Source organism: Gammaproteobacteria bacterium, assembly GCA_009845905.1.
Taxonomy (GTDB): Bacteria; Pseudomonadota; Gammaproteobacteria; order Steroidobacterales; family Foliamicaceae; genus Foliamicus.
This window is the reverse complement of sequence record VXYS01000009.1, coordinates 590,922-615,240: the sequence shown is the minus strand read 5'-3', so window position 1 is coordinate 615,240 and position 24,319 is coordinate 590,922. Positions and strand designations below refer to the sequence as shown.

The following is a 24,319-nucleotide window of genomic DNA, read 5'->3' as shown; positions in this document are numbered from 1 at the left end:
GAGCGGGCACGCGGGCCATCTCCTGTCCAGGAGATACCCACGGGGGAAACATGATTAACGGGGCCCTTAGGGCGCGGTAATCGCCGAGCTCAGCTGCTTCAGTGCCTGGTTTTCGATCTGCCGGATACGTTCGGCGGACACGCCGTAGCGGCCGGCCAGTTCGTGCAGCGTGGCCTTCTTCTCGACCAGCCGGCGGGAAGTGATGATGTCCCTCGAGCGCTCGTCAAGACCCGCGAGCGCCTGCGTCAGTTGTTCGCTTGCGCGCTCCATCGCGTCGGCCTCTTCCAGCTCGACCGCCGGGTCCGGGTCGGAACTCGGCAGGTACTGCGAGGGCGAATACGTCTGCTCGTCGCTGTCGGACGTAGGCGGATCGAAAGTGATGTCCTGACCGGCCAGGCGCATTTCCATCTCCGCCACTTCCTCGGGCTTGACCCCGAGATACTCGGCCACGGCCTCCTGCTCGTCGGGCGACATCCAGCCCAGCCTCTTCTTGAGCTTGCGCAGGTTGAAGAACAATTTGCGCTGGGCCTTGGTGGTGGCCACCTTGACCAGGCGCCAGTTGCGCAGGATGAACTCGTGAATTTCGGCCCGAATCCAGTGAACGGCGAAAGTCACCAGGCGAACGCCCACTTCGGGATCGAAACGCTTGACCGCCTTCATCAGGCCCACGTTGCCTTCCTGGATCAGGTCGGCCATCGGCAGGCCGTAACCCTGGTAACGACTGGCGATGTGCACGACGAACCTCAGGTGCGCCAGGATCAACTGCCGGGCGGCGTCCAGATCGCCGTCCTCGCGCAGCCGGGTCGCCAGCTCCCGCTCTTCCTCCTCGCTGAGCGAGGGGACCGATCCAACCGCCTGAATGTACGCATCCAGGCTGCCCAGCGGGCCCGCCAGGATCAGGTCGCGGTTGGTCGCGGCAATTGCGGTGTTCATCGAATCCTTGGCCATTGCGCAATGGATTTTACCATTTTCTGGGGGCGGACCCCTGATTTTTCAAGCCCGCAGGGAGCGAGGGCGGCAACGCCCCCGCTCCAGTTTCCTCTAGCGTTAGAAGCGCCAGTTCAGGCGTATGCCGATCTGGCGCGGATCCGGCAGGTAACCATAGACGGTGGAAGCGATTCGCGGCGCGGGCAGAATCGTGAACGGAGCTCCCAGTCCCGTGGTGTCCACCAGAATGGCGAACCGCCAGTCGCTGACCGGCATGCCCGGGCCGCCGCCGGCCCACGTGATCGTGTCGTCGTCGAATACGTTCTTCACGTAAACCGCGAATTCCCATTCATCCGTCGCCAGGCCGAAATTCAGGTTGGCGCGCCAGTAGGCCTTGAGGATCTTCTTGTTGAAATCCTCCATGAACCGTTCGCTCTGATAGAGGGCGCTGAAGGACGCGAAGGTGTCCCATCCCTGACGGATCCTGGACGGCCCCTGGTAGGCCAGTGTGAACTGCCAGGCGTGATCCGGCGTGCGCTCCAGGTCGAAGCCGGAGCGGTCCACCTCGCAGACAGCGCGACCGCCGGCCATGACCAGGTTGCAGTTGCCGATGCGGGCAGGGTCCGCCGAACTCGTCGTAAGAACCTTGTAGTCGGTGAACTCCCCGTTAAGCCAGGTATAACCGCCCGAGAACCTCCAATTGTCGGTAATCAGCCAGTTCACATCCAGCTCCACGCCGTGAATTTCGGCGCCGCTGGCATTGCTGATCACCGTGCCCAATTGGCCGCGAACGACTCTCTGGATGCTGATCTGCTTGTCGGTAAAGTCCTGGAAGAAATAGGCGCCGTTGAAGCGTAAACGTCCGTCCAGCATCGTGCGCTTCATCCCCACTTCCCAGACCTGCATTTCCTCGGGCTCGAACTCGATCTCGTCGGGCTCGCCGTTACCGTTGGCGTCCGCGCCGAAACCGCCGAATCCCAGCGTGCTGAACCCGCCCGGCTTCTTGGCCACGGCCCAGGAAAAGTACCACATCGTGTCGTCCGACTGGTCCCATTGCACACCCACCTTGGGCGTGACATAGCTGTCGCTGCGGCTGAACGACAGGGGCGTGGAAAAATTGCCGGGAGTGCCGAAACCATTGGGCGGATAGGGGCCCCAGGACACGCCCGGAATGCAGTTGCCGGAACTTCCGCAGGCCTGCAGCGACCCCGTGCCTTCTGCGCGGCGGGCCGCCGGGTTGTAGGTATTGGGTGCGGTCACGTCCGTCGTTTCGTCGGTCCAGCGCGCTTCGGCGTGTACGGAAAGCCTCTCCGTCAAGTCAAAATCGAGGGCCAGATATGCGGATCGATGGTCCGTATCGCGCAGTACAGAGGTCACCCCCGTTTGGTCATACACCTGTTGGGTGATCAGCGCAGCGGGATAACTCGAGTATTTGCAGGTATTCCGGGCAGGATTGGGGGGGATTCCGAATCGCGGATTCCCGCCGAACGTGTCGATCGTGAATGCGGGAGCAAACGGGCCGGGCTTGATGCGAAGCAGGCTGCAGTAGGTGCCACCGGTGATAAGCGTGTTATTGCGTTCGTTCTGCTCCACGTCCTCCTGCCACAACTGTGCGCCAAGGGCAAAATTGAATCGCCCTTCAAACTCCGATACGTAGCGCAACTCCTGGCTCAGGAGCGACGTGTTTGTATTGATATTCGAGTGTTGGCTGGCGATGCTGATGTCCATCCCGCTCGGTCCGGCTTCGGCTATCTTGTCAAGATCCATCTGGTCGGACGAATCCGCATCCGCCACTCCGGTGAGCGAACTCAGCGTGCCCGGCCCCACGGACCAGTCGGCAACCAGCGAGAACCGAAGCACTTCGCGCGTAGATCCGGGAAAATCGTCATTGCCGATGCCCCTGCGATAGTCCGGAGTCAATCTGACCTCCAGATCATCGCCGTCGGGGATCTCGCCTATGACGCCGGGATGGTCCATGTCATCGAACACCGCGGGATCGCTGGGATCCGCCGCCCGGGTGCGCAACAGGTGGTCCTGGATGATCTTCGCAGGGCCGTCGCAATCGTCGTCGTTCACGTAGCCGCCGTTGCACCGTGATGCCGCGGCCGGCACGCGGTTGATGCCATTGAAAGGAATATTGGCCTGGGGCCCCACCTCGAACTCGTCGTCGGCGTATTCCACGCGCATCTTGTAGCTGGACGAGTCGTTGGGTTCGAACTTCAGGGTGGCGGCGATGCCCAGTCCTTCGCCGCCACCGATGTCGTTGCCGGTAATCGAGTTCTTGTGGAAGCCGCCCTCTTCCCAGTAGAGCGCGTTCAGACGGTACCCGGCCCTTTCGCCCAGCGGCCCGGAAAGGCTGCCCTTGAACGTGTAGTAGCCATCCTCCGCCCCGTCAAGGCCGAACTCGCCTTCGGTTTCATCCGACGGGTCGCGCGTGACGTACTGCACCGCGCCGGCGAAAGCGCTTCGGCCGTAGAGGGCGCTCTGCGGGCCCTTTACGACTTCGACGCGCTCGATGTCCAGCAAGCGCGGATTGATCAGGTTGGTGCCCCCGGCCACGCCGATCGTTTCACTGGAAATATCGATGCCGTCGATCAGCGTGGCGGCGTTCGGCCGTCCCCGCGTAGGCGCCAGGCCGCGAATGACCAGCCGCGTATCGGCGGCGGAAAAACCCCTGTCGAACTGCAGGCTGGAATCGTGATGCGCGATCTCGTTCAACTCCCTGACGCCGGCCCGCTCCATGTCTTCGCGGCTCAGGGCGTTCACCGCGATCGGAATGTCCTGGAGGTTCTCCTCCTTCTTCCGCGTTGTGACGACGATTTCCTCGAAGGCCGTATCGACCTGTGCCGCCGCGGGCAGCGCCATGAGTATTCCAACGGCTGTCGCGATCGGCAGCGCTACAAATCGACGGCATATTGCTCTCATAACCAACCCCCCTTCAAAGGTCGTATGTTGTTCCCCTGGTGCAGGGAAATTGAATCCGCGCGCCAAGACTACCCGAACTGGAGCGCGCCGTCACCAGAGAGAGCCAGCTCTCAAGTAGCAGCGGGCAGTCGTCCCTCCCCTGAGAAATTTTGCCGGCGTACCCTAGAAGCGCCAGTTCAGGCGTATGCCGATCTGGCGCGGATCCGGCAGGTGGCCATACACGGTTGAAGCAATCCGCGGCGCAGGCAGAATCGTGAACGGAGCTCCGAGTCCTGTCGTGTCCACCAGAAGCGCAAACCGCCAGTCGCTGACCGGCATGCCCGGGCCACCGCCGGCCCACGTGATCGTGTCGTCGTCGAAAACGTTCTTCACGTAAACGGCAAATTCCCACTCGTCGGTAGCCAGACCGAAATTCAGGTTGGCGCGCCAGTACGACTTGAGGATCTTCCTGTTGTAATCCTCGATGTACCGCTCGCTCTGGTAGAGCGCGCTGAATGACGCGAAGGTGTCCCATCCCTGCCGGATCCTGGAAGGCGCCTGATACGACAGCGTGAACTGCCAGGCGTGATCCGGCGTGCGCTCCAGGTCGAAGCCGGATCGGTCGACCTCGCACACAGCGCGACCGCCGGCCATAACCGGGTTGCAGTTGCCGATGCGGGCGGGGTCCGCCGAACTCGTGGTAATTACCTTGTAATCGGTGAACTCCCCGTTCAGCCAGGTATAGCCGCCGGAAAGCCTCCAGTTGTCGGTGATCAGCCAGGTCGCATCCAGTTCCACGCCGTGCACTTCGGCGCCGCTGGCATTGCTGATCACCGTGCCCAACTGACCGCGAATCACTCTCTGGATGCTGATCTGCTTGTCGGTAAAGTCCTGGAAGAAGTAGGCGCCGTTAAAGCGTAAACGCCCGTCCAGCATCGTGCGCTTCATGCCCACTTCCCAGACCTGCATTTCCTCGGGTTCGAACTCGATCTCGTCGGGTTCGCCGTTACCGTTGGCGTCTCCACCGAATCCGCCGAACCCCAGCGTGCTGAAACCACCCGGCTTCTTGGCCACGGCCCAGGAGAAGTACCACATCGTGTCGTCCGACTGGTCCCATTGCAGACTCAACTTGGGCGTGACATAGCTATCGCTGCGTGTGAAGGATATGGGAGTGGCGAAATTGCCGGGAGTGCCGAAACCATTGGGCGGATAAGGGCCCCAGGACACGCCCGGAATGCAGTTGCCGGAACTCCCACAGGCCTGCAGCGACCCCGGACCCTCTGCGCGCCGCGCCGCGGGATTGAAGGTATTGGGCGCGGTCACGTCCGTCGTTTCATCGGTCCAGCGCGCTTCGGCGTGTGCGGAAAGCCTCTCCGTCAGGTCAAAATCAATTGCCAGATAAACGGAACGATGGTCCGTATCGCGGTGCACAGTGTTCACCAGCGTTTGGTTATAGACCTGTTGGGTGATCAGCGCACTGGGAAAACTGCTGTATTTGCAGGTATTACGGGCGGGATTGGGGGGGATTCCGAATCGCGGATTCCCGCCGAACGTATCGATCGTGAATGCGGGAGCAAACGGGCCGGGCTTGATGCGCAGCAGGCTGCAGTAGGTGCCGCCGGTAATGATGGTGTTGTTACGGTCGTTCTGTTCCACGTCCTCCTGCCACAACTGGGCGCCAAGCGTGAAATTGAAGCGCCCTTCAAACTCCGATACGTAGCGCAACTCCTGGCTCAGGAGCGAAGTATTGGACCAACGATGGCCGATCTGACTGGCGATGCTGGTGTCCATTCCGTTCGGTCCGGCCTCGGCTATCTTGTCCAGGTCCATTTGGGCGCCGGAGTCGGCATCCGCCACGCCGGTGAGCGAACTCAGGGTGCCCTGTCCTACTGTCCAATCCGCAATCAGCGAGAACCGAAGCACTTCGCGCGTCGCTCCGGGGAAATCGTCGTTGCCGATGCCCTGGCGGTAGTCCGGCGTCAATGTGACCACGAGTTCATCGCCATCCGGAATTTCGCCGATCACGCCGGGATGGTCCATGTCGTCGAACACCGCGGGATCGTTGGGGTCTCCCGCGCGGGTGCGCAACAGGTGATCCTGAATGATCTTGGCGGGGCCGTCGCAATCGTCATCATTGACGTAGCCGCCGTTGCACAGAGAAGCGGCGGCCGGCACGCGATTGATGCCGTTAAAAGGAATATTGGCCTGCGGCATCGGCTCGAACTCGTCGTCGGAGTACTCCACCCGCATCTTGTAGCTGGACGAGTCGTTGGGTTCGAACTTCAACGTGACGGCAAGACCCAATCCTTCGCCGCCGCCGATGTCGTTGCCGGTAATGGAGTTCTGGTAGAAGCCGCCCTCTTCCCAGTACATGGCGTTCAGACGGTAGCCGGCCCTTTCTCCCAGCGGTCCGGAAAGGCTGCCCTTGAACGTGTAATAGCCTTCCTCGGCCCCGTCGAGAGCAAACTCGCCTTCGGTTTCATCCGACGGATCGCGCGTGACGTACTGCACCGCGCCGGCGAAAGCGCTTCGTCCGAAAAGGGCGCTTTGCGGGCCCTTCACGACTTCGACGCGCTCGATATCAAGCATGCGTGGGTTAACCAGCATCGTGCCGCCGGCAACACCGATGGCCTCGCTCGAAATATCGATGCCATCGACGAGTGTCGCAGCGTTGGGACGCCCTCGCGTGGGCGCCAGACCCCGGATCACCAGGCGCGTGTCGGCCGGCGAATAGCCCCTGTCGAACTGCAGGCTGGAAACGTGATGGGCGATCTCGTTCAGCTCCTTCACGCCGGCCCGCTCCATGTCCGCGCGGCTCAAGGCGCTCACCGCGATCGGAATGTCCTGAAGGTTTTCCTCCTTCTTCCGCGTGGTGACGACGATTTCCTCAAAGGCTGTATCGTCCTGTGGCGTCGCGGGTAGCGCAGTCAGCACCCCCACTCCAATTGCGACGGACAGTGCAAGAATTCGGCTACGCGTTGCTTTCATGACAACCCCCCCTTACAAGGTTGTACGGGGCTCCCCCGACCCCGGGCAAGTTGAATCTGCCGCACCAAGATTACCCGAAGTCGATCACTTGTACACAACACGACTGCAGCCGGGTCAGGTAAATTGATGCGGCACGCGGGAATTTCGGACCCGCCTGTGTAATCACGGCAATTGCCGGGGAGGGACAACATGGCCAGTAGTCGGGGCCCGTCGTTGATGGAGCGTTACCCGCCCGATCCGCGGGGGAAGCACGTTCTCGTTTACTGGTTCATGCCGGGATATTCCTATCTGAATATCCTGACCCTGCTCTACGCCTCCGTCTTCAATCTGACTTTGCTGACGATGGTGAATTTCGTCCAGCCCTATCTGCTGGAAGAAGTCCTGCAGATTCCCCGCGGCGAGCAGGGCGCGCTGACCGGCTTCCTGGCCGCCTTGCAGGAGGTCGTCGTCATTTCGCTCATGGGCCTGGTTGGAGCGCTGTCGGACCGTACCGGGCGACGGATCCTGTTTTCGATCGGTTTTGTGATCCTGTCCCTGGGTTATTTCCTTTACCCCTTGGCCAATTCCCAGGAACAACTGATTCTCTTCCGCGTCGTGGTTGCCGTTGGCGCGGCCATCCTTCCGGTGATGCTCGGCGCCTCCCTGATCGACTTCATTCAGGAATGCTCCAGGGGCAAGTGGCTGGGCACCACATCCATATTCAACGGACTGGGCGTGATACTGATGAGCATCGTGTTCGGGCAGCTGCCGGAGCGGTTTGAGTGGATGGGTTTCAGCGGCGCACTGGCGGGGAGGTACACCTTCTGGATTGCCGCCGCGGTGGGGATTCTCTCCGCCATCCTGTTGCGCCTGGGATTCAAGGGCGGACCGCCGCCCGAGGTGAAGGACAAGCCCAGCGTGCTGAAGAATTTCGCCCGGGGAATCACCGAAGCCAGGCGCAACCCGCGCATTGCCCTGGCGTATGCCAGCGGCTTCATCTCGCGCGGCGACCTGGTGGTGGTCGGCACGTTCTTTTCCCTGTGGTTCGTCCAGGTCGGCGTGGACCAGGGTATGACCGCGGGGCAGGCCATGGGCCGTGCCGCATTTCTGTTCGGCGCCGTGATCCAGCTTTCGGCCATCTGCTGGGCGTATTTCATGGGAATGATCTGCGACCGGATAAACCGCACCTCCGCGGTCGCCATAGGTTTCGGCCTCGCCGCCGTCGGCTATCTCTGGCTGGGTGCCATCGATGATCCGTTCTCGCCTGGAAGCCTGATTCTATTTGCCTGCATCGCCACCGGCATAGGCGAAACCTCGACGGTGGTGTCTTCGGCCGCCCTGCTCGGCCAGGAAGCGCCGCCGCAATATCGCGGCGCCGTGGTCGGCGTCTATAACAAGTCGGGCGCCATCGGCATCATGCTGGCCACAATTGTCGGCGGACTACTGGTCGACCGTTTGCAGGTCCCGAATGCGCCCTTCACGATGATGGGTGTCTGCAACCTGATTATCCTGCTGGCGGCCGTAGGCGTGCGCATATGGGGCAACAAGCCCCTGCCGCCTCAATCGACCGAAGCGGCTTGAGTTTCCGGACTACGGCCCTTTATTTCACCCAGCCCTTGAGATAGTCAGGCCACTTCCGGTCGATTTCATCCAGCAGGTCCGGGCACTTCTCTTCCAGGAGCACGCGCGACACGGGTGGCCAGATGTCCGGACCGCCCTCGCCGGGCAGCTGTCGGGTCGCGTCAATGATCATCTTGCTGGTGATCCCCATGGTTTGCATGCTGGGATCGGGCATGCGCATCTGCGTTTGCGGGATCACGACGCTGGCCCTGGGCTGCCAGCGCGCGCCAAGCACGTGGAGGACGTTGAGGGGCTTGAGGATGTTCACGTCGCCATCGACGACAATGACCACCTTGTTGAGACCGGGATTTGCGGCCACCGTCTGCCCGGCCGACATACCCTCGCCGGCAAACCTCTTGTCGATACTGACCAGGCTGACGCCGTTCGCGCCGCGCGGAGTGTAGATCGCTTTCAGGTTCGGGATCAGTTTCCTGTAGCGGTGGTACTCGGCCGCACATGAAGGGCCCTTGGGCATGTCCGCCGCAACGCCGGTGAACGAATTGAAGAACATCGGATTACGGCGGTGCGTAATGGCCGTAACATTGACGAAGAAATTGTTCCGCTTCATCGGGCCCAGATAGCCGTACATTTCCCCGTAAGGGCCTTCATCTTCGGCCTGGTCCAGTGGCACCTCGCCTTCGATGATCATCTCGGCATGCGCCGGCACCATGATGTCGTTGGTCTCGCTCCTGACGAGTTCGATGGGCCTGCCTATCAACCCACCTGCGATTTCAATCTCGCTTTCGCCGAAACCGGCCATCTTGGTGCTGCTCACGGACCACACGGCGGGATCGACGGCAACCGCAATGGACACCCTGCACGATGGATCGCCGCGCCGCTTCATGCCCATGAGCAGCCGCCAGCCGTCCTGACCGGGTTCGGGGTTCAGTCCGATCCTGTTCTTACCCTTGATCTGGCAGCGATAGGTGCCGACGTTCGCCCCCAACCGGCTGTCATGCATGAAAACGGCGCCCGTATTGATGTATCGGGCGGCGTCGGCCGGGTTGTTCTTGAGCCAGGGAAACCTGAGAAGATCGATATCGGCTCCCGCTAACCGAATCTCCTTGCACGGAGCATCGGACGATTCGACGTGAACGGGTTTTATCTTCATCCAGTTGCCGGCCGCATCGATGCGCGTCATCAACTTGTCGCGTGTCGCCCGGTACATTTGCTCGTCGTTGTCGCTGATCTCTTCAACACCGAACGGCAAGGCCTCGATGTCCCAGTTGCCGTACAGATTGGCGACAATCGGGCCGTCACGCCACTCTCCGTCGATTTTCATGCGCTCGATCAGCAGGGCGGGCGCATCCTCATATCCGAACTTGTCGATCAGGCGATACATGACGCCGGTGGCCTCATACTTGTCCTGATCGATTTCCTTGAGGCGCATGAGCTTGCCGCGAGCCTCGATGGCGTTTACAAAATCGCGCAGGGAGTCGTAGGGACCGGTGCGCAGGGAATTCTTCTCCTGATCGGGGACAACTGTCATAAGCTTACGTCCTGTGGATGCCACGCCATTGTAGAAGAACAGGGTTCCGGGAGTGCTTAGGACCGCAATATGTACCGTGCTGATTGCCGCGGCTTACGGCGTCTTCAACGCCGCAGTGGCGCAGCCTGAAGGGGCGCCCCGGGTCGTCAACCTGCGCGAGCTGAATATGGGTGACGCGCCGCCCGATCTAGTCGCCAGGCTGTACCAGCGGGAATGCGCCGTCTGCCACGGAGAAGCCTTGCAGGGAGCGCCCCAGGGAACGGCGCTCGCGGGAGCCGAATTGCTCCATGGCGATTCCATCGATGACATAGCAAGGAGCACGGCGGAAGGATTTCCGGATCGGGGGATGCCCGGCTTTTCTGAGTCGCTCCGCGATCAGCAGATCTGGGCATTGGCCCTGTACATTTCGGAACAGCGCCAGGGCACCAACCTGGAGGATTTCCGCTACAACGCTCCGCTGGAAATACCGTCCGGCGCCATTGAAAGCGAACACCACGACTTCGTTGTCGAAACGGTGATCGACGCGCTTGATCCGTTGCCGTTCTCCATTGAACCATTGCCCGACGGCGGCCTGCTGCTGACGGAAAAGCGCCGGGGCCTGAGCATCATCAGCGCCGAAGGGGAGCAATCGGACCTGATCCGGGGCGCTCCCAAAGCCTATGCCGACTCCTTCAACTTCGTCGGTCAGCCGATGGGCCTGGGCTGGATGATGGAAGCGGCTCTTCACCCCGACTACCGGAACAACGGCTGGATTTATCTCCACTACGGCGACCGGTGCTCCGGCTGCAACGAGATCAGCCGGCAATCGGATCAGGACGTGTCCATGAACAAACTCGTGCGCGGGCGCATCAGGGACGGCGCCTGGGTGGACGAAGAGGTCCTCTGGCAGGCGGATCACGAGCACTACACCCTGATGCCGGAAATCGCCGCGGGCGGCCGCATAGCCTTCGATAACAGCGGCTATGTGTTCTTCGGCGTTGGGATCAAGGGCCCGATGGAACACATCGGCATACAGGATCTCAGCACCCCCTACGGCAAGATCATGCGCCTGCATGACGATGGCCGTGTGCCCGCCGACAATCCCTTTGTCGGAACGCCCGGCGCGGAGCCGGCGATCTGGACCTATGGCCACCGCAATCCCCAGGGTCTGGAGTTCAATCACCGCAGCAACGAAGTCTGGAGCACCGAGATGGGTCCGCGCGGGGGCGATGAAATCAACCTCATCGAGCCCGGGCTCAACTACGGGTGGCCTTTGTACTCGCTCGGCGTCAATTACACCGGTACGCCTGTAGCCTGGGGCAGAGTGCTCGGCATCGAATTCGACCTGGCGGACATCCGGCAGCCTCTGGTTGACTTCACGCCCGCGCCTGCCCTGTCAAGCTTCGTGTTCTACAAGGGCAACATGTTCCCTGAATGGAACGGCGACCTCATTGTGGGAACGTTGCGGGCTTCCGACCTGTTGCGCATGAGAGTGAAAGACCATCAACTGGTCCGTCAGGAAACTCTGCTGGAGGACGTGGTCCGGTTTCGCGATATCGAGGTGGGACCGGCCGGTGAAATCTATCTCCTGCTGGAACACGACAGCGGCGGACAAATCATCAAGCTCGTATCGGTTGCGGTCAGGCCTTGATCCAGCCGTATTGGGTGTTGCTCGGTTGACCGCCTTCGTGGCCGTACCAGTTCTTCAGTTGCGAAAGCCCGTCGGCCGGTAGCGCCTTGCGGGCCTCGTCCGGGTCGATCCCGTACAGGCGCGCGGCGTTCAGCCCCAGGATCTTGTCCTTGTCCGCGTCCGTGAGGTCGGGATAGCCGAACTCCTCCTGCAGCTCCTCGGGCATCCTGAAGCGGCGGAAGGCCTCGATCTGCCATTGCGGGGACCCCCACCAGATGGCGTCCGTGCCCCAGATCACGTGATCGGCCCCGTAGGCCTTGAGGATCTGCCCCAGGAAATGCGCGCAAACGTTGGGATGGGTGATGACCGTGTGACCGAACGTGGTGCCGAGTTCCATGTAGACGTTGGTCATGTCGGGATTGGCCTCGCGCATCCGCACCAGGTCGGTGGTCCAGGGCAGGTAGCCGCCCTCCTGTATGTAGCCGTCGCCGGGCGGAAGCTCGTAGTTCGCCGCCTTGAAGCCGGAGTGATAGATGATGAAGTTGATCCCGGGGTGGTCGCGGGCGGCCTTTTCGATGTCGCGCGGATGGTTGTGCTCCAGGCTGCTGCCGGGGAGCGGCAGGCCCTTGTGCACACACACCAGATCCATCCCGTAGCCGAGAATCTTCTCGTAGAAGGGATACATCAGCTCCTCGTCGTCCATCCAGAACGGGAACTCACCCTTGCGCTCTACCACTCCCGGATAGAACTTCCACGAATCCACCTTCAGGTCCAGCGCCATGCGCTCGGTCTCCTCCAGGAAATTCGGGAAGAACGGCGCCGTCAGCCCGTGCGCCAGCAGCCGCTGCGATCCGGCCATCGCGTTGATCCGCTCGCGGCCCTCCACCATCTCGTCCGAGTTGAGCACGTTGAACAGGTTCGAGGCCACGCCGCTGATGACCGCCACCTGCGTATCGCTGTCGAAAAAGACTTCCTTTATGAAATTGCGGAACTGCAGGTCGCCCTTCTGCGGTTCCACCCCGGCCAGCTCCTTGTTGAACGGCGCCGAGAGCTTTCGGAAGAACAGGGGTTCCACCCCATCGGTGCGCACGTGATGCGTCTGCACGTCGAAAACGAACGAAGTCTTGGGCCATAACTCGGGGTAGGCCTCCGGATCGTAGGTTTCCGACGCGTGCACGCGGAACCAGGGACCGAACACTTCGTTCATCGCCATGAAGGCCATCGCCATTCCGCAGCTCCCGGCCAGAAACTCGCGGCGCGACAGTCCCAGGGTCTTGCTGCGCTGAGCGGACCATTCCTTGAGCAGGAATTCCACCTTGCGCTGTTCGGGTGTCTGCGGCGTCGGCAGATATTCCTCGTTGGAGATGATTTGCGTCGGAATGGGCAGGCGGCCATCCTGCGGCCGGTCGATGCTGTTCTTCTTTATCCACATTGGCCGAGCATTCCTCCCAACGAGTGTCGTGCTCCGCAGCATAGCAGAGCGCTGGTTTATCATTCGCCGCTGTTCTGAAGAGGGGAGAACACACACATGACGACAAAACGCTGGCTGCCCGGCCTTTTTCTGGTATTGATGAGCGCCGCGATCGGCGACGATGAGCCTGTAGGCGCCTGCACCTATGTTCAGGAGAACATGTTCGCGGGCCCGTTCGACGTTTGCCAGGCGCCGGTGACGGAAGCCGCCTGCACGGAGCTGGGTCAGACAGACGACAACCATGACGCAAGCTTCGCGGAAGGCGCCGAGTGCGACGCCGAGCGCGAGACGGTGGGGGTCTGCGACCTGGGAGACTCCAGGCAGCATTACTACACCGGTGACGCATTCGCGCTGGAAATCGGCTGCGGTTTCCAGGGCGGCGAATGGATCGCCGCCGAATAACCCCGGGAGCGAGGGCATGTCCCTCGCGGCGTCCCGTCCTTGTAAGCGCCAGCTAGTTGGAGGAGGACGCGCCCCAGCGCCATTCCAGCCCGGCAAACAGGGACCGGGGCCGTCCCGGGAAATAGCGCTCGCCGCTGAAGACCGTATAGTCGGCGCGGTCCGCGTATGCCCGGCCGGTCAGGTTGAGCAGTCGCAGATAAACGATGACCCGCGGCCCGAGCGCCGCGCGCGCGCGCAGGTTCAGGATTTCATGACCCGGATAGCGATGCCGGTTTTGGGGCTCCATGAAGTAGCCTGAAGTCCAAAGCCACTCCAGTTCCATCTGCCAGTCGGCCTCGCCCCTCCAGCGAAGGCGCGTCCCGCCGACCCGACGGGGCGCGGTGTCCACTTCGAGGCCGTCCAGATTGACGCCCCCGAGCAGGTAATCCCTGTCGTAACGGTGCCGGGCAACGCTGCCGGTTAATTCCACCGTCAGTCGGGATATCACCCGCCAGGACACGTCGATCTCGAACCCCTCGTGTCGAGTGCCGCCGCCCGCGCGATTGAACAGCTCGGCGTCCCGGAAAAGGACGTCCCGCTTGCGCATGTGGTACAGCGCCACCTGCGCGGCAAAGGCTTCGAGCCGGAAGGACGCGCCCAGTTCCGCCGCCCGAAGCTGTTCCGGGCGCAAATCGGCCGTGGCCTGCGCACCCTGCAGGCGGTACAGCTCGGTGGCCTGGGGCATGCGAAAGCCGTGCGAGAAACTGAGCCAGACGCGTGCGCTGCCTGAAGGGCTCCAGATGATGCTCGCCTTGGGCGAGAACGTCCCGAAGCTGTCGGAGCGGTCGGCCGGGCGACTGTAGCGGCAACCTCCGAATCCGCAGGGAGTCAGATCGTCCCGCGTGCGTCCCGCGGGCAGCATGGTGCGGTAGTCGTAACGCGCACGTTCGTAACGCGCTCCGAAACTCGCGGTCCAATCGCTTCCGAGACGCAGATCAAGCTGCGCAAACGGGGCCAGCCAGCCGGCGTCCACCTCGTAGTCGTAGTGGTCCCCGGAGGGGAAGACCGCCCGCACGAATGCGCTGCCGGCGGCGTCGCCCTCCTGCCACTGGCGCAGATCGCCCCGCGCGTACTCGAAATCCAGACCGGCAATGAGGCGCCAGGCTGGTCGGTCGATATAGGCGGCCGTCTGCAGGCCGGCGCCCGAATGGCCGTTGCGCTCGAACGGGTCGCCGGGCAGGAAATGCATCCGAAAGCGCATGCGCGAGTAGCGCAGGTACGGCGTCAGCACCAGCGACCAGGCTTCACTTCTCCGATATTGAAGGCGTGCCCAGGCGCGCAGATTGAGCGCCTTGCGGAACGCTTCGGGGTCCGGATTCGAGCGGGCGGTTTGCCGGTCGCGATAGCTGTCGAGTCCGGTGATGTACCCCGCGGTGTCCTGGTCCAGCCCGCTCACGGCCAGGCCGCCGGTCCAGTCCCAGGCTCGCCGGTTCCCTGAGCGAAAGGCGTTGAGCTTGAACTGCCGGTAACCGGCATCGTCGCGAAAACCGCCGTCGCGCACCGCGGTCAACCTGAGGCCGCTGTCCGACTCGCCGAACCGGTTCAGCCGGAATCGCGCCAGACCGTACGACCCCAACTCCAGGCCGGCAAGCGAAGACCCTGCGCTGCGCGCGGTGATGACGTTCACGACACCGTGCAGCGCATTGCCTCCGTGCACGGCCGTTCCCGGCCCGCGCAGCACCTCTATGCGCGAAGCCGCCTCGTGGTGGGCGAAGAAAAGTTCGTTGATGTTGCAAAAGCCCGGCGAGGTCAGCGGAATGCCGTCCTCTGCCGTGAGCAGCGCGCCGCAGGCGCCGGCCCCCGTGAGCACCGGCGACCGCAGCGCCGGCAGGTACTCCTGTCCGTTGCCCCGCTGCAGGTTCACGCCCGGCACCCGCACCAGCGCCTCCTGCACGTGCGTCTGTCCGGGCAGTCCTCCGAGGCTCTCAAGGTCCAGAACGCTGAGGCTGCGGCCCACGCGTTGCGCATCGCTGGGGCGCCGCCGCGCGGTCACCACGATTTCTTCAAGATCGGCGCTTGCGCCTTCGCTTGCCTGGGCATGGACGGCCGGCAGCAGCAGGCATTGGGCAAGCGCAAGCAGCCATGGCAGAGCGTACTGCCGATACTGGCGTGTCACCGCACTAGCCCTTCAGCTCGTGGCGCGCGATCAGCAGTTGCTGAATCTCGCTTGCGCCCTCGTAAATCCTGAGTGCGCGTATCTCGCGGTACAGCCGCTCGACCACGGAGCCCGCCCGGACTCCCTCGCCGCCGAACAACTGCACCGCGCGGTCGATCACCGTTTGCGCGTGCTCGGTCGCGAACAGCTTGGCCATCGAGGCCTCGCGGGTTATGCGCTCCTGCCCCGAATCACGCGTCCAGGCGGCCCGGTAAATCAGAAGGGCCGCCGCATCGATGGACGTCGCCATATCGGCCAGGGCCGCCTGCGTGAGCTGCAGGTCACCGAGGGTCCCGCCGAACAGCTCCCGTCGGCGTGCTCTCTGCAATGCTTCACCGTAGGCTCGGCGCGCCATGCCCAGCGCGGCCGCGCCCACGGTCGAACGGCACAGGTCCAGAGTGCCGAGCGCAACGCGCATCCCGTCTCCGGGCGCCCCCAGCATGGATTCCGCCGGCAGGCGGCAGTCGTTGAATTCAAGGTTGCCCAGCGGGTGCGCCGCAATGGCCCGGGTGCGCTCCCCGACCTGAAGGCCGGGCGTATCGGCAGGCACCACGAACGCGCTGATTCCGCGCTTGCCTTCGGCGGTGCGGGCGAACACCACGTAGAAATCGGCGATTCCGGCATTAGAAATCCAGGCCTTGGCCCCGTTCAGCACGTAGTCGCCCTTGCGCCGCTCCGCGCGCATGGCCATGGCGGCGACATCCGAACCCGCTTTCTTCTCCGAGAGCGCGAAGGCCGCGATCTTCCGCCCGGCGGCCACATCGCCCAGCCATGCCTCCTTCTGCCCGGAGTTCCCGTACAGGCTGATCGGCGCGCTGCCGAGAACCTGCATCGCGTAGACAAAATCGGCCAGGGGCTCGTGCCGCGCCAGCGTCTCGCGCATCAGGCACAGACTGCGGGCGTCGAGGCTGGGGTCATCGCCGAACGGCTGCGGTACCGCGATCTTGAGGAACCCGGCTTCGCCCAGACGCGTGGCGATGTCCCGACAGCTCGCGTCCAGGTCGGCATCGGAGGGCTCCTGCTCCCAGGATTGCTCGCCGCACCAGGCGTCCAGCCTGCTCTGCCGGTGGCCATGCCGCTGCTCGAAAAACGGCCAATTGAGGTGACTTGCAGGCATGAGTGCTGCGGCTATTCCGCCGCCTGCCGGGACAGCGCCTCGCGAATCAGCCGGGCGTGATCCGCGAGAACTTCGTCATCGGCCAGCGCGTGTCCCGGCCGCTTCACGGGCTGACCCTGACGGCAGGGAATGACGTGCACGTGCATGTGGAAGACGACCTGGCCGGCAGCGGAGCCGTTGCGCACGATGACCAGAACGCCGTCCGCCCCGAACGCCTGCTTGACGGCGTCCGCGAGCTTCTGAGTGGCCGCAAACACGCCGGGCACGGCATCCGCGGGAAGCGTGTGAAAATCCGCGCACGGCGCCTTGGGCAGCACCAGCGTATGGCCGTCGGCGCGCGGCATGACGTCCATGATCGCCAGGACATGCTCGTCGTCGTAAACGCGGTGGGATTTGGCCTCACCGGCCAGAATGCGCGCGAAGATGTTGCCGGAATCGTAAGTCATTGCCTGAGCCCGCATATCATTCGGATCTCCGCCTAATCATGCCCTAGCGCAGGAGAAAAAACATCAGCGAACTCTGGGACCCGGCCAACCATTGCTTTGTCTGCGGGCCTTCCAACCCCGGGGGTTTAAGGGTGCGTTTCCGCCTGGAGGAGGAAGGCGGCGAGCAGATCTGTCGCGCGGAATTCAAGCCGGGGCCGACGCATGTGGGCTACAGCGAAATGCTCCATGGAGGCATCCTCTATTCGCTGCTGGACGACGTCATGGCCAACTGGAGTTTCCTGCAGGGCCTGCGCGCCCACACGGCGCGCTGCGAGATCCGTTACCGCGACGCGGTGCCGATGGGAGTCGGCCTGAAGCTCGAAGGCCGGCTGCTGCGCCGCCGCGGCCGCATGATGGAAATGGAGGGCAAGGCCTTCCGCGACGACAACGGCGCACTCGCGGCGACCGCCCGGGCGCGCTTCATGTCGGCCGGCGCCCCCCGCCACGACTCGTCTTCCACAGCCTGAATCCTTCCAGAGCGGTCAGCACGGCCAGATGGACGAGACCGAAGGTGGGATCGAAAGCCGTGATGACCCAGTGCGCAAAGACCAGCAGGGCCGCCGCATAGACCCAGCGGTGCAGGCGTTTCCAGAGCCGCCGCAAGCGCCGAACGGCCGTGTCGTTGCTGGTCAGCGCCAGCGGAACGAAGATGGCCAGGGCGATCCAGCCGGTAAGAAGACCGGGCTCGGCAGCCTCGGAAACGATGTCTCCGAACACCCCTTTTCGAACCAGGTAAACGGCCGTGTGCAATGCGGCGTACCCGAACGCAGCCACCCCGAAATAGCGCCGCCGCCGCAATAGCCAGATGACCCAGGATTGGGAGGGAAACATCAGTCTCAGCGGCGTAACGGCCATCGTCGCAATAAGCAATTGCGCCGAGATCTGTCCGGTCGACAGCACGACCTCGCCGTAGAAAGTGGCGCCCGTTGCGTAGCGCGACACGATGACCGCTCCGGGCAGCGAAAGCAGGAGCCACAGGAAGTGCGGCGAATCGATCAGGCGGCGCAGCATCGGCGAAGCTTAGCCCGGAAAGTCGATTCGAGGGCCCAATGGCATCTTGACCCTGCCAGGCGGCGAACCTAGCATTGCCGGACTCTCGCGGAGAACATGAATGATGCGATCAAAAGCAGCGATTTTTCTGTTGACCGGCATTTTCTCAAGCCTGACGCTGGCACAAGTGGGCAATAACGACGGCGTCCTGAATCCGAATATCGCCGACGAAGATCAGCTTGCGGGCGTCGCCCATCTTGACGCGGAGCTGGTCGGAAACATCTTCGCAGGCCGGCCCTTTTCCGGTGCGACGGAACTGGACAATCTTTTGAGCGGATCGCTGAACGGGAATCAGCGAGCGGAGGTTTACGGACAACTGTTTGTGCCGATCAATCTGAACTCCGCGTCGGAAGAGGAGATTCTGCTGATACCCGGCGTGGGCAGGCGCATGGCGCACGAATTCGATGAGTACCGGCCGTATCGTTCCCTTGAGCAGTTCCGGCGCGAAATCGGCAAATACGTGGACGACGCGGAGGTTGCCCGCCTGGAGCAATACGTCTTCGTGCCGCTGGATCTGAACTCCGCGAGCGAGGCCGAGTTTGCCGCCATTCCCGGCGTGGGCAGCCGCATGGTGCATGAGTTCCTGGAGTATCGCCCGTACCGCAACATGGAGCAGTTTCGCCGGGAAATAGGCAAGTACGTCGACGACGCCGAAGTCGCCCGACTGGAACGCTACATGACGATCGACTAGGCGAGCCAGGCGCTCGCGCGGCGCTCAAGCCGGCGGGAGCGCCCTCTGCGCCTGTCGCTTCAGGCGGCGGCGGGGTAGATCGCGATGTCGTACTTTCCGGTGCCGGCGCGAAGCGGGCGCACGTTGTTGCGGTACTCGTCGCCCTTCCAGAAGGCATCGAGCTGTTCTCGGGTGGGGAAGCGGCTGACGATCAGGTAGCAGCCGGCCAGCTTGTCGCCCTCGACGTCTTCTTCCGACGGGCCACGGATAACGTATTCACCGCCGTTCTTCGCCACGAGCTCGGCGGAGAGCTGGGCGTATTTCTTCATGTTGTCGTTGAAGTTGGTGATGTGGCACACGGCAACGAGGTAGTGGGACATGGGTTTCCTCCAGATCGGAAATAGGTAAATCTTCAGCTTGAGCCGGCCGCGTTCCCGCGGGCGCCGGCACGATACAGCAGCACCGCCACGGCCGCAAGCGCCAGCATGCCGAGCCAGGATCCGGCCGAGAACGGCAGCGCCAGCGGCGCCTTGTCGCCGGTCGCGACGATCACGACGGCGATGAAAATGCCAAGCAGCGCCTCGCCGGTGATCAGGCCCGCGGCGAGCAGCGAACCGGAACGGGCGGCTTCCCCGCCTCGCGCGCGTTTGGCAAGGTAGGACAGCAAACCGCCCAGGAAGATGGGAACCGCCAGTTCGACCGGCAGATAGATTCCCACCGCGACCGCAAGCACCGGCATGCGGAAGCCCGCCTTGCGCGCCTTCAGCACTTCGTCGCAGACGATGATCAGCACGCCCACGGCGGCGCCAGTGGCGATCATGTTCCAGGGAAGTTCGGCGTCGCCGAGCACCCCGGCAGCCACGGATGCCATCAGCGTGGCCTGGGGCGCCTGCAGAGAGTCGGGCTGCTCGCTGGTTGCCGGGCCGATGCCGTAGGCGGTGAGCAGCACGTTCAGTATCGGCGCCAGCAGGAAGGTGGCCGATACGACGCCCACGACCTGCATGACCTGCTGCTTGTACGGCGTGGAGCCGACGATCCGGCCCGCCTTCAGGTCCTGCATGTTGTCTCCGCCGATGGCCGCCGCGCAGCACACCACGGCCCCGATCATGATCACGGCCGCGGGCGCGTTGGCGTCTTCCCTTCCGACCAGCCACAGCATCAGCAGCGAGGAAAACAGGATGGTGGCGATGGTGACTCCCGATACGGGGTTGTTCGAGGACCCGACCAGTCCGGCCATGTACGCGGCTACCGCCGAGAACAGGAAGCCGGTCGTGACCATCAGCAGGGTCATGGCCAGCGAAATGCCGGCGCTGTCCACCACGTTGTAGTAGATGAACCACATGAACACAGCCATGACCGCCACGCCGCTCAGCACGATGCGCATCGGCGTGTCGCGATCGGTCTCCGCCATGGCGGTCGTCGCGGCGGACTTCCCGAAGCCCCGCCGGAAGGCTTCCACCAGCGAACCGCGCAGCGAGACAATCGCCCAGAGGCCGCCCGTGATCATTGCGCCCACGCCAAGGTAGCGAATCTGCGTGCTCCAGATCGCGAAGGCCGCATCCGCGGCGGACATGCCGGCAACGGCTGCAGCGAATTCGGGGTTGTTTTCCAGATAGAAGGCGCCGAACACGGGCAGGGCGACGTTCCACGAGAACAGGCCACCTAGCAGGACCAGGCTGGCGATATTGATTCCCACGATGTAGCCGACGCCGACCAGGGCCGGCGACAGGTTCGATCCCGCGTAGGCGATGCTATCGCCGACGCGCGCAGCCGCCTGAGCGATTCCGTCCCAGAGCTTCAATCCGGTCTCGGACAGCTTGAGCAGCGCGCCCAGGCCGGCGCCCAGTGCCAGGAAGCGCACCTCTCCGCCGCGCTCCTGCCCCGCCTTGAGCACCTGCGCCGTTGCCTGGCCTTCCGGGAAGGCCAGGTTCTCGGAAACGATCAGCGAATGACGCAGCGGAATGGTGTACATCACCCCCAGGAGGCCCCCGACACCGGCGATCACGCTTACCCACCAATAGTCGAACACGTCCCAGTAGTTGAGTATCAGCAACGCCGGCAGCGTGAAGATCACTCCGGCCGCCAGCGACTCGCCCGCGGAGGCGGCGGTCTGCACGATGTTGTGCTCAAGTATGTTGCTGCGCTTGAACAGGCTCAGAACGGCCATGGACAGCACCGCGGCGGGAATCGATGCCGAGACCGTAAGTCCCGCGAAAAGTCCGATATAAGCGTTGGCCCAGGAAAGAATGATCGACAGCAGCACACCGGTTACTATCGCCTTGACCGTCAATTGCGGCATGAGATTCCCCGTATGAATGGCGCGAATACTATACCGGCGGGAAAAGGGAACAGATGATCGGGCTGCTGCAACGCGTCAGCCGCGCGCGAGTTAGCGTGAATGGCGAGACATCCGGTGAAATCGGCCGCGGCCTGCTGGTGCTGGCCGCCGTGGAACGGGGCGACGGCGATGCGCAGGCCAGGCGGTTGGCGGAGCGCATCGTGGGCTATCGCGTATTTCCGGACGCCGGCGGCCGGATGAACCTGAGCCTGAAGGACGTGGGCGGCGAACTGTTGCTGGTATCGCAGTTCACGCTCGCGGCCGACACGCGCAAGGGCACCCGGCCGGGGTTTTCGAAGGCGGCGCCGCCCGACGTGGGACGGCGGCTGTTCGACCGGCTGGTGGCCGAATCGAAAGCGCTGGGCGTGCGCGTGGCAACGGGCGTCTATGGCGCCGACATGGACGTCGAACTGGTCAACTCGGGGCCGGTAACCATTCTCCTGCAAGCCCATCCGGGCGCTCACCCACCGTAGCCTTCTCATTGCCCCCTTCTTCCGGGAGTGTGTGAGCCATGGATGGCGGAACCAAGCTACATGGATGGATTTATGCGTCTCCCGGAAGAAGGGGGCAATGAGAAGGCGGAATTAAAGCGAAGGCTGTTGCTGGTGAGACAGTATGAGCTTGAGGTTATGATTACGAGCTACCGTAGCGCTGCTCAGGCGAGTAGCGCATGGGCAAAATAGACCCGGCGGAGACTCCAAGAGCGCTAAGAGGACGAAATAATGGGATTTGGCGGAATCAGCGGCTGGCAGCTACTGGTAGTGCTGCTGCTCGCCTTGGTGATATTTGGCACCTCGCGGATCCGGAACCTCGGCAGTGACCTGGGCTCCGCCATCAAGGGATTCCGCAAGGCCGTTGCCGACCCGGACAAGGCCGATCCGGACAAGCTGGCCCGCAACGACGCGGAGTTCAGCGAGACCGACACCGGCGCGAAGAGCAAGGAGAAGGACGCGCCCAAGGCCTGATTCAGCCCGGTTATCGCACCCGTTGCTCCGCCTCGACCGGCCGCGCCGGTCGAACGACGTGAACCATGTTTGATATCGGCTTTACGGAACTCGTGCTGCTGGCGGGCCTGGGCCTGATCGTCCTGGGGCCGCAGCGCCTGCCGAAAGTCGCCGCACAGCTCGGGCGCTGGGTGGGGCAGGCGAGGCGCATGTCGCGGACGCTGATGTACCAGTTGCGCCAGGAAGTGGATCTGGACGATCCGAGGCCGTTCTCGGCTCGTGGGACCGCCGGGGCGTCGGCCGGCGCGAAGCCGAAAACAGCGCAAAAGGAAAAGGGCGGCGAGCAGAAGGAAAAGGAAGCCGAAACCGCGCAGGAATCCGGCAAGGAAAAGGAAGCCGAAACCGCGCAAGAGTCCGGCAAGGAAGACACCGAACAAAGTCAGTCCGGTGAATAGCGAGTCCGAGCGGAAAGACAAGGAAGAAAAGGAGGAACTGGAGGAGTCCAGCCTTCTTTCGCACCTGATCGAACTGCGCTCCCGCCTGATGAAGGCGGCCGGCGCGATACTGGTCGTTTTCGTTGGCCTGGTGCCCTTTGCCCAGGAAGTTTTCACGCTGGTAGCGTCGCCGCTGATGAGCCAGCTTCCCGAAGGATTCACGATGGTCGCCATCCGGCCGGCCTCGCCGTTTCTGACTCCCTTCAAGACGGCCTTTTTCGTGGCGCTGTTCACCGCCATGCCGGTGGTCATATACCAGGCCTGGGCCTTCGTGGCGCCGGGTCTGTACAAGCGCGAAAAGAAGGTGGCGCTGCCGCTGGTGCTCTCCAGCATATTCCTGTTCTACGCCGGAGCGGCTTTCGCCTACTTCGTCGTTTTCCCGCTCATGTTCAGTTTCTTTGCCGCCGCAACGCCCGAAGGCGTGGCCATGATGACCGATATCGGCGAATACCTGGACTTCGTGGTCGTGCTGTTCTTTGTTTTCGGGCTAGCCTTCGAGGTGCCGATCGCTATCCTCATGCTGGTGGGCGCGGGCATCGTCAGCCCGCAATCACTCGGCAGCAAACGGCCCTACATTCTGCTGGGGGCGTTCACGCTGGGAATGCTGGTGACTCCGCCCGACATGATCTCGCAGACGCTGCTGGCCATACCGATGTACCTGCTCTACGAGATCGGCATTCTGATGGCGCGGCTGATGCTCAAGAAAAGCGAACCTGAAGCCGATTGATTGCGCGCCGACCGTAGCCCTATCATCGCCCCCTTCTTCCGGGAGACGCATGAATACATCCCTGTAGCTTGCTCCGGCATCCCTGCCTCCAATACTCCCGGAAGAAGGGGGCGATGATAGGGCAGAAACCGGTGAAATGTGCCGGCTATCCCTCGCCGCCGATAACTACGGTCCCGCCCCTTTCCTCGATCTCCTCGAGCTGTTCCCCGGTAATGGTTTCCACGCGCTTGCCGGCGGTGTTGTCCTCTTCCGGCTCGCCCCTGCGGCGGACGCGATTGATGCGGGAGCCCGTCTTGTCCCTGCGTTCCAGCGAGGTAACGTACGTCTGATCGCTCTTGCGCCGCTGCTCCCGGCGTGCGGCGGCCGAGTCTTCGGATGCCTGCGCCTGTTGCGCTTCCGGAGCGGCATCCGCGGATTGCACCGCGGACTGCTGGGCCGCACAGGCTCCAAGCGCCAGCGCGCAGGCGACAACGAGTAATTTCTTCACGAGTTTCTCCCTCTTCGGCGCGCGCAAGATTATCACGCGTTCGGCCGCTTCAGCCGGCGAACGGAGGTCGCCAGTCTGGAAATGCTCAGCAAAACTTCCGCTTCGTCGGTGATCCGTATGTCCCAGACGTGGACCACGCTGCCGAGCCGCACCGGGCGGGCGGTGCCGTACACGTAACCCGATCTCGCCGGGCGCAGGTGGCTGACGTTTATTTCCAGGCCGAGGACCTGGTATTCGCCGGGAGGCATGGTGAGGTAGGACGACCAGCTTCCGACCGATTCCGCCAGGACCGCCGAGGCGCCGCCGTGCAGCAACCCGAACGGCTGCTGGGTGCGGTAGTCCACGGGCATGCGGGCGCGCAGGTAGTCGTCGCCGATCTCGACAATCTCCACGCCCAGATGTCCCAGCATCCGGTCCTTCTCCA

General features: G+C 63.1%; 21 protein-coding genes. 8 read left to right on the top strand and 13 right to left on the bottom strand.

Annotated features, from left to right (window positions below):
* Positions 1-66: 66 nt before the first annotated feature.
* The 3 genes from rpoH to F4036_10230 form a co-directional block, all read right to left on the bottom strand.
* Positions 67-933, bottom strand: a complete 867-nt coding sequence (gene rpoH, locus F4036_10240; protein MYK38122.1) for an RNA polymerase sigma factor RpoH — start codon at positions 931-933, stop codon at positions 67-69.
* A 114-nt stretch (positions 934-1,047) separates the two neighbouring features.
* Positions 1,048-3,852: a TonB-dependent receptor plug domain-containing protein gene (locus F4036_10235; protein ID MYK38121.1), complete on the bottom strand. Its 2,805-nt coding sequence runs from the start codon at positions 3,850-3,852 to the stop codon at positions 1,048-1,050.
* Between the two features lie 162 nt (positions 3,853-4,014).
* Positions 4,015-6,819, bottom strand: coding sequence for a TonB-dependent receptor (locus tag F4036_10230; protein MYK38120.1), 2,805 nt, complete (start codon positions 6,817-6,819; stop codon positions 4,015-4,017).
* A gap of 189 nt (positions 6,820-7,008) precedes the next feature.
* On the opposite strand from F4036_10230, the gene F4036_10225 reads away from it, so the two are divergent.
* The gene (locus F4036_10225) at positions 7,009-8,379 is read left to right on the top strand and encodes an MFS transporter (GenBank protein ID MYK38119.1); all 1,371 of its coding nucleotides are present in this window, start codon (positions 7,009-7,011) and stop codon (positions 8,377-8,379) included.
* Between the two features lie 19 nt (positions 8,380-8,398).
* Here F4036_10225 and F4036_10220 read toward each other — a convergent pair whose 3' ends face one another.
* Entirely contained in the window at positions 8,399-9,907 is a 1,509-nt protein-coding gene (locus F4036_10220) for a UbiD family decarboxylase (GenBank protein MYK38118.1), read from the bottom strand.
* 52 nt (positions 9,908-9,959) lie between these two features.
* Here F4036_10220 and F4036_10215 point away from each other — a divergent pair, with 52 nt between their 5' ends.
* Positions 9,960-11,537, top strand: a complete 1,578-nt coding sequence (locus F4036_10215) for a c-type cytochrome (protein MYK38117.1) — start codon at positions 9,960-9,962, stop codon at positions 11,535-11,537.
* Here the strand turns inward: F4036_10215 and F4036_10210 are convergent.
* The 4 genes from F4036_10210 to F4036_10195 are packed head-to-tail and all read right to left on the bottom strand — an operon-like array spanning position 11,527 to position 17,146.
* A complete protein-coding gene (locus tag F4036_10210) occupies positions 11,527-13,407 on the bottom strand; it encodes an amidohydrolase (GenBank protein MYK38116.1) in 1,881 nt (626 codons plus the stop codon). The two genes, F4036_10215 and F4036_10210, sit on opposite strands and share 11 nt — an antisense overlap.
* Before the next feature lie 34 nt (positions 13,408-13,441).
* On the bottom strand, positions 13,442-15,544 hold the full coding sequence (locus tag F4036_10205; protein MYK38115.1) for a TonB-dependent receptor: 2,103 nt from the start codon (positions 15,542-15,544) through the stop codon (positions 13,442-13,444).
* 4 nt (positions 15,545-15,548) lie between these two features.
* The gene (locus tag F4036_10200) at positions 15,549-16,700 is read right to left on the bottom strand and encodes an acyl-CoA dehydrogenase (protein ID MYK38114.1); all 1,152 of its coding nucleotides are present in this window, start codon (positions 16,698-16,700) and stop codon (positions 15,549-15,551) included.
* 11 nt (positions 16,701-16,711) lie between these two features.
* Positions 16,712-17,146, bottom strand: a complete 435-nt coding sequence (locus F4036_10195) for an HIT family protein (protein ID MYK38113.1) — start codon at positions 17,144-17,146, stop codon at positions 16,712-16,714.
* A gap of 131 nt (positions 17,147-17,277) precedes the next feature.
* Here F4036_10195 and F4036_10190 point away from each other — a divergent pair, with 131 nt between their 5' ends.
* Positions 17,278-17,652 carry a PaaI family thioesterase gene (locus F4036_10190; protein MYK38112.1) on the top strand — a complete coding sequence of 125 codons (375 nt, stop codon included), beginning with the start codon at positions 17,278-17,280 and terminating at the stop codon, positions 17,650-17,652.
* Here F4036_10190 and F4036_10185 read toward each other — a convergent pair.
* Positions 17,606-18,196: a hypothetical protein gene (locus tag F4036_10185; GenBank protein ID MYK38111.1), complete on the bottom strand. Its 591-nt coding sequence runs from the start codon at positions 18,194-18,196 to the stop codon at positions 17,606-17,608. The genes F4036_10190 and F4036_10185 overlap by 47 nt on opposite strands.
* A gap of 100 nt (positions 18,197-18,296) precedes the next feature.
* Here F4036_10185 and F4036_10180 point away from each other — a divergent pair, with 100 nt between their 5' ends.
* Complete coding sequence (locus F4036_10180) at positions 18,297-18,926, top strand: hypothetical protein (GenBank protein ID MYK38110.1); 630 nt, start codon at positions 18,297-18,299, stop codon at positions 18,924-18,926.
* A gap of 59 nt (positions 18,927-18,985) precedes the next feature.
* Here F4036_10180 and F4036_10175 read toward each other — a convergent pair whose 3' ends face one another.
* Both F4036_10175 and F4036_10170 read right to left on the bottom strand, forming a co-directional pair.
* Complete coding sequence (locus F4036_10175; protein MYK38109.1) at positions 18,986-19,285, bottom strand: DUF1330 domain-containing protein; 300 nt, start codon at positions 19,283-19,285, stop codon at positions 18,986-18,988.
* A 32-nt stretch (positions 19,286-19,317) separates the two neighbouring features.
* Positions 19,318-21,204: an oligopeptide transporter, OPT family gene (locus F4036_10170; GenBank protein MYK38108.1), complete on the bottom strand. Its 1,887-nt coding sequence runs from the start codon at positions 21,202-21,204 to the stop codon at positions 19,318-19,320.
* Between the two features lie 53 nt (positions 21,205-21,257).
* On the opposite strand from F4036_10170, the gene F4036_10165 reads away from it, so the two are divergent.
* The 4 genes from F4036_10165 to tatC all read left to right on the top strand — a co-directional run bounded on the left by F4036_10165 (position 21,258) and on the right by tatC (position 23,408).
* Positions 21,258-21,716: a D-tyrosyl-tRNA(Tyr) deacylase gene (locus F4036_10165; GenBank protein ID MYK38107.1), complete on the top strand. Its 459-nt coding sequence runs from the start codon at positions 21,258-21,260 to the stop codon at positions 21,714-21,716.
* Positions 21,717-21,965: 249 nt separating this feature from the next.
* Positions 21,966-22,208 carry a twin-arginine translocase TatA/TatE family subunit gene (gene tatA / locus F4036_10160; protein ID MYK38106.1) on the top strand — a complete coding sequence of 81 codons (243 nt, stop codon included), beginning with the start codon at positions 21,966-21,968 and terminating at the stop codon, positions 22,206-22,208.
* Positions 22,209-22,273: 65 nt separating this feature from the next.
* Entirely contained in the window at positions 22,274-22,642 is a 369-nt protein-coding gene (tatB, locus tag F4036_10155; GenBank protein MYK38105.1) for a twin-arginine translocase subunit TatB, read from the top strand.
* 88 nt (positions 22,643-22,730) lie between these two features.
* Entirely contained in the window at positions 22,731-23,408 is a 678-nt protein-coding gene (gene tatC / locus F4036_10150) for a twin-arginine translocase subunit TatC (protein MYK38104.1), read from the top strand.
* Between the two features lie 145 nt (positions 23,409-23,553).
* Here tatC and F4036_10145 read toward each other — a convergent pair whose 3' ends face one another.
* Complete coding sequence (locus F4036_10145; protein ID MYK38103.1) at positions 23,554-23,895, bottom strand: hypothetical protein; 342 nt, start codon at positions 23,893-23,895, stop codon at positions 23,554-23,556.
* Between the two features lie 32 nt (positions 23,896-23,927).
* Positions 23,928-24,305, bottom strand: coding sequence for a hotdog fold thioesterase (locus F4036_10140; GenBank protein MYK38102.1), 378 nt, complete (start codon positions 24,303-24,305; stop codon positions 23,928-23,930).
* Positions 24,306-24,319: the final 14 nt, after the last annotated feature.

What these genes read in the sequence shown, in the direction of transcription:
- rpoH (MYK38122.1), bottom strand. Translation starts at nt 933, where the DNA reads ATGAACACCGCAATTGCCGCGACCAACCGCGACCTGATCCTGGCGGGC.
- F4036_10235 (MYK38121.1), bottom strand. Translation starts at nt 3,852, where the DNA reads ATGAGAGCAATATGCCGTCGATTTGTAGCGCTGCCGATCGCGACAGCC.
- F4036_10230 (MYK38120.1), bottom strand. Translation starts at nt 6,819, where the DNA reads ATGAAAGCAACGCGTAGCCGAATTCTTGCACTGTCCGTCGCAATTGGA.
- F4036_10225 (MYK38119.1), top strand. Translation starts at nt 7,009, where the DNA reads ATGGCCAGTAGTCGGGGCCCGTCGTTGATGGAGCGTTACCCGCCCGAT.
- F4036_10220 (MYK38118.1), bottom strand. Translation starts at nt 9,907, where the DNA reads ATGACAGTTGTCCCCGATCAGGAGAAGAATTCCCTGCGCACCGGTCCC.
- F4036_10210 (MYK38116.1), bottom strand. Translation starts at nt 13,407, where the DNA reads ATGCCCTCGCTCCCGGGGTTATTCGGCGGCGATCCATTCGCCGCCCTG.
- F4036_10200 (MYK38114.1), bottom strand. Translation starts at nt 16,700, where the DNA reads ATGCCTGCAAGTCACCTCAATTGGCCGTTTTTCGAGCAGCGGCATGGC.
- F4036_10195 (MYK38113.1), bottom strand. Translation starts at nt 17,146, where the DNA reads ATGACTTACGATTCCGGCAACATCTTCGCGCGCATTCTGGCCGGTGAG.
- F4036_10185 (MYK38111.1), bottom strand. Translation starts at nt 18,196, where the DNA reads ATGCTGCGCCGCCTGATCGATTCGCCGCACTTCCTGTGGCTCCTGCTT.
- F4036_10180 (MYK38110.1), top strand. Translation starts at nt 18,297, where the DNA reads ATGATGCGATCAAAAGCAGCGATTTTTCTGTTGACCGGCATTTTCTCA.
- F4036_10175 (MYK38109.1), bottom strand. Translation starts at nt 19,285, where the DNA reads ATGTCCCACTACCTCGTTGCCGTGTGCCACATCACCAACTTCAACGAC.
- F4036_10170 (MYK38108.1), bottom strand. Translation starts at nt 21,204, where the DNA reads ATGCCGCAATTGACGGTCAAGGCGATAGTAACCGGTGTGCTGCTGTCG.
- F4036_10165 (MYK38107.1), top strand. Translation starts at nt 21,258, where the DNA reads ATGATCGGGCTGCTGCAACGCGTCAGCCGCGCGCGAGTTAGCGTGAAT.
- tatA (MYK38106.1), top strand. Translation starts at nt 21,966, where the DNA reads ATGGGATTTGGCGGAATCAGCGGCTGGCAGCTACTGGTAGTGCTGCTG.
- tatB (MYK38105.1), top strand. Translation starts at nt 22,274, where the DNA reads ATGTTTGATATCGGCTTTACGGAACTCGTGCTGCTGGCGGGCCTGGGC.
- tatC (MYK38104.1), top strand. Translation starts at nt 22,731, where the DNA reads ATGAAGGCGGCCGGCGCGATACTGGTCGTTTTCGTTGGCCTGGTGCCC.
- F4036_10140 (MYK38102.1), bottom strand. Translation starts at nt 24,305, where the DNA reads ATGCTGGGACATCTGGGCGTGGAGATTGTCGAGATCGGCGACGACTAC.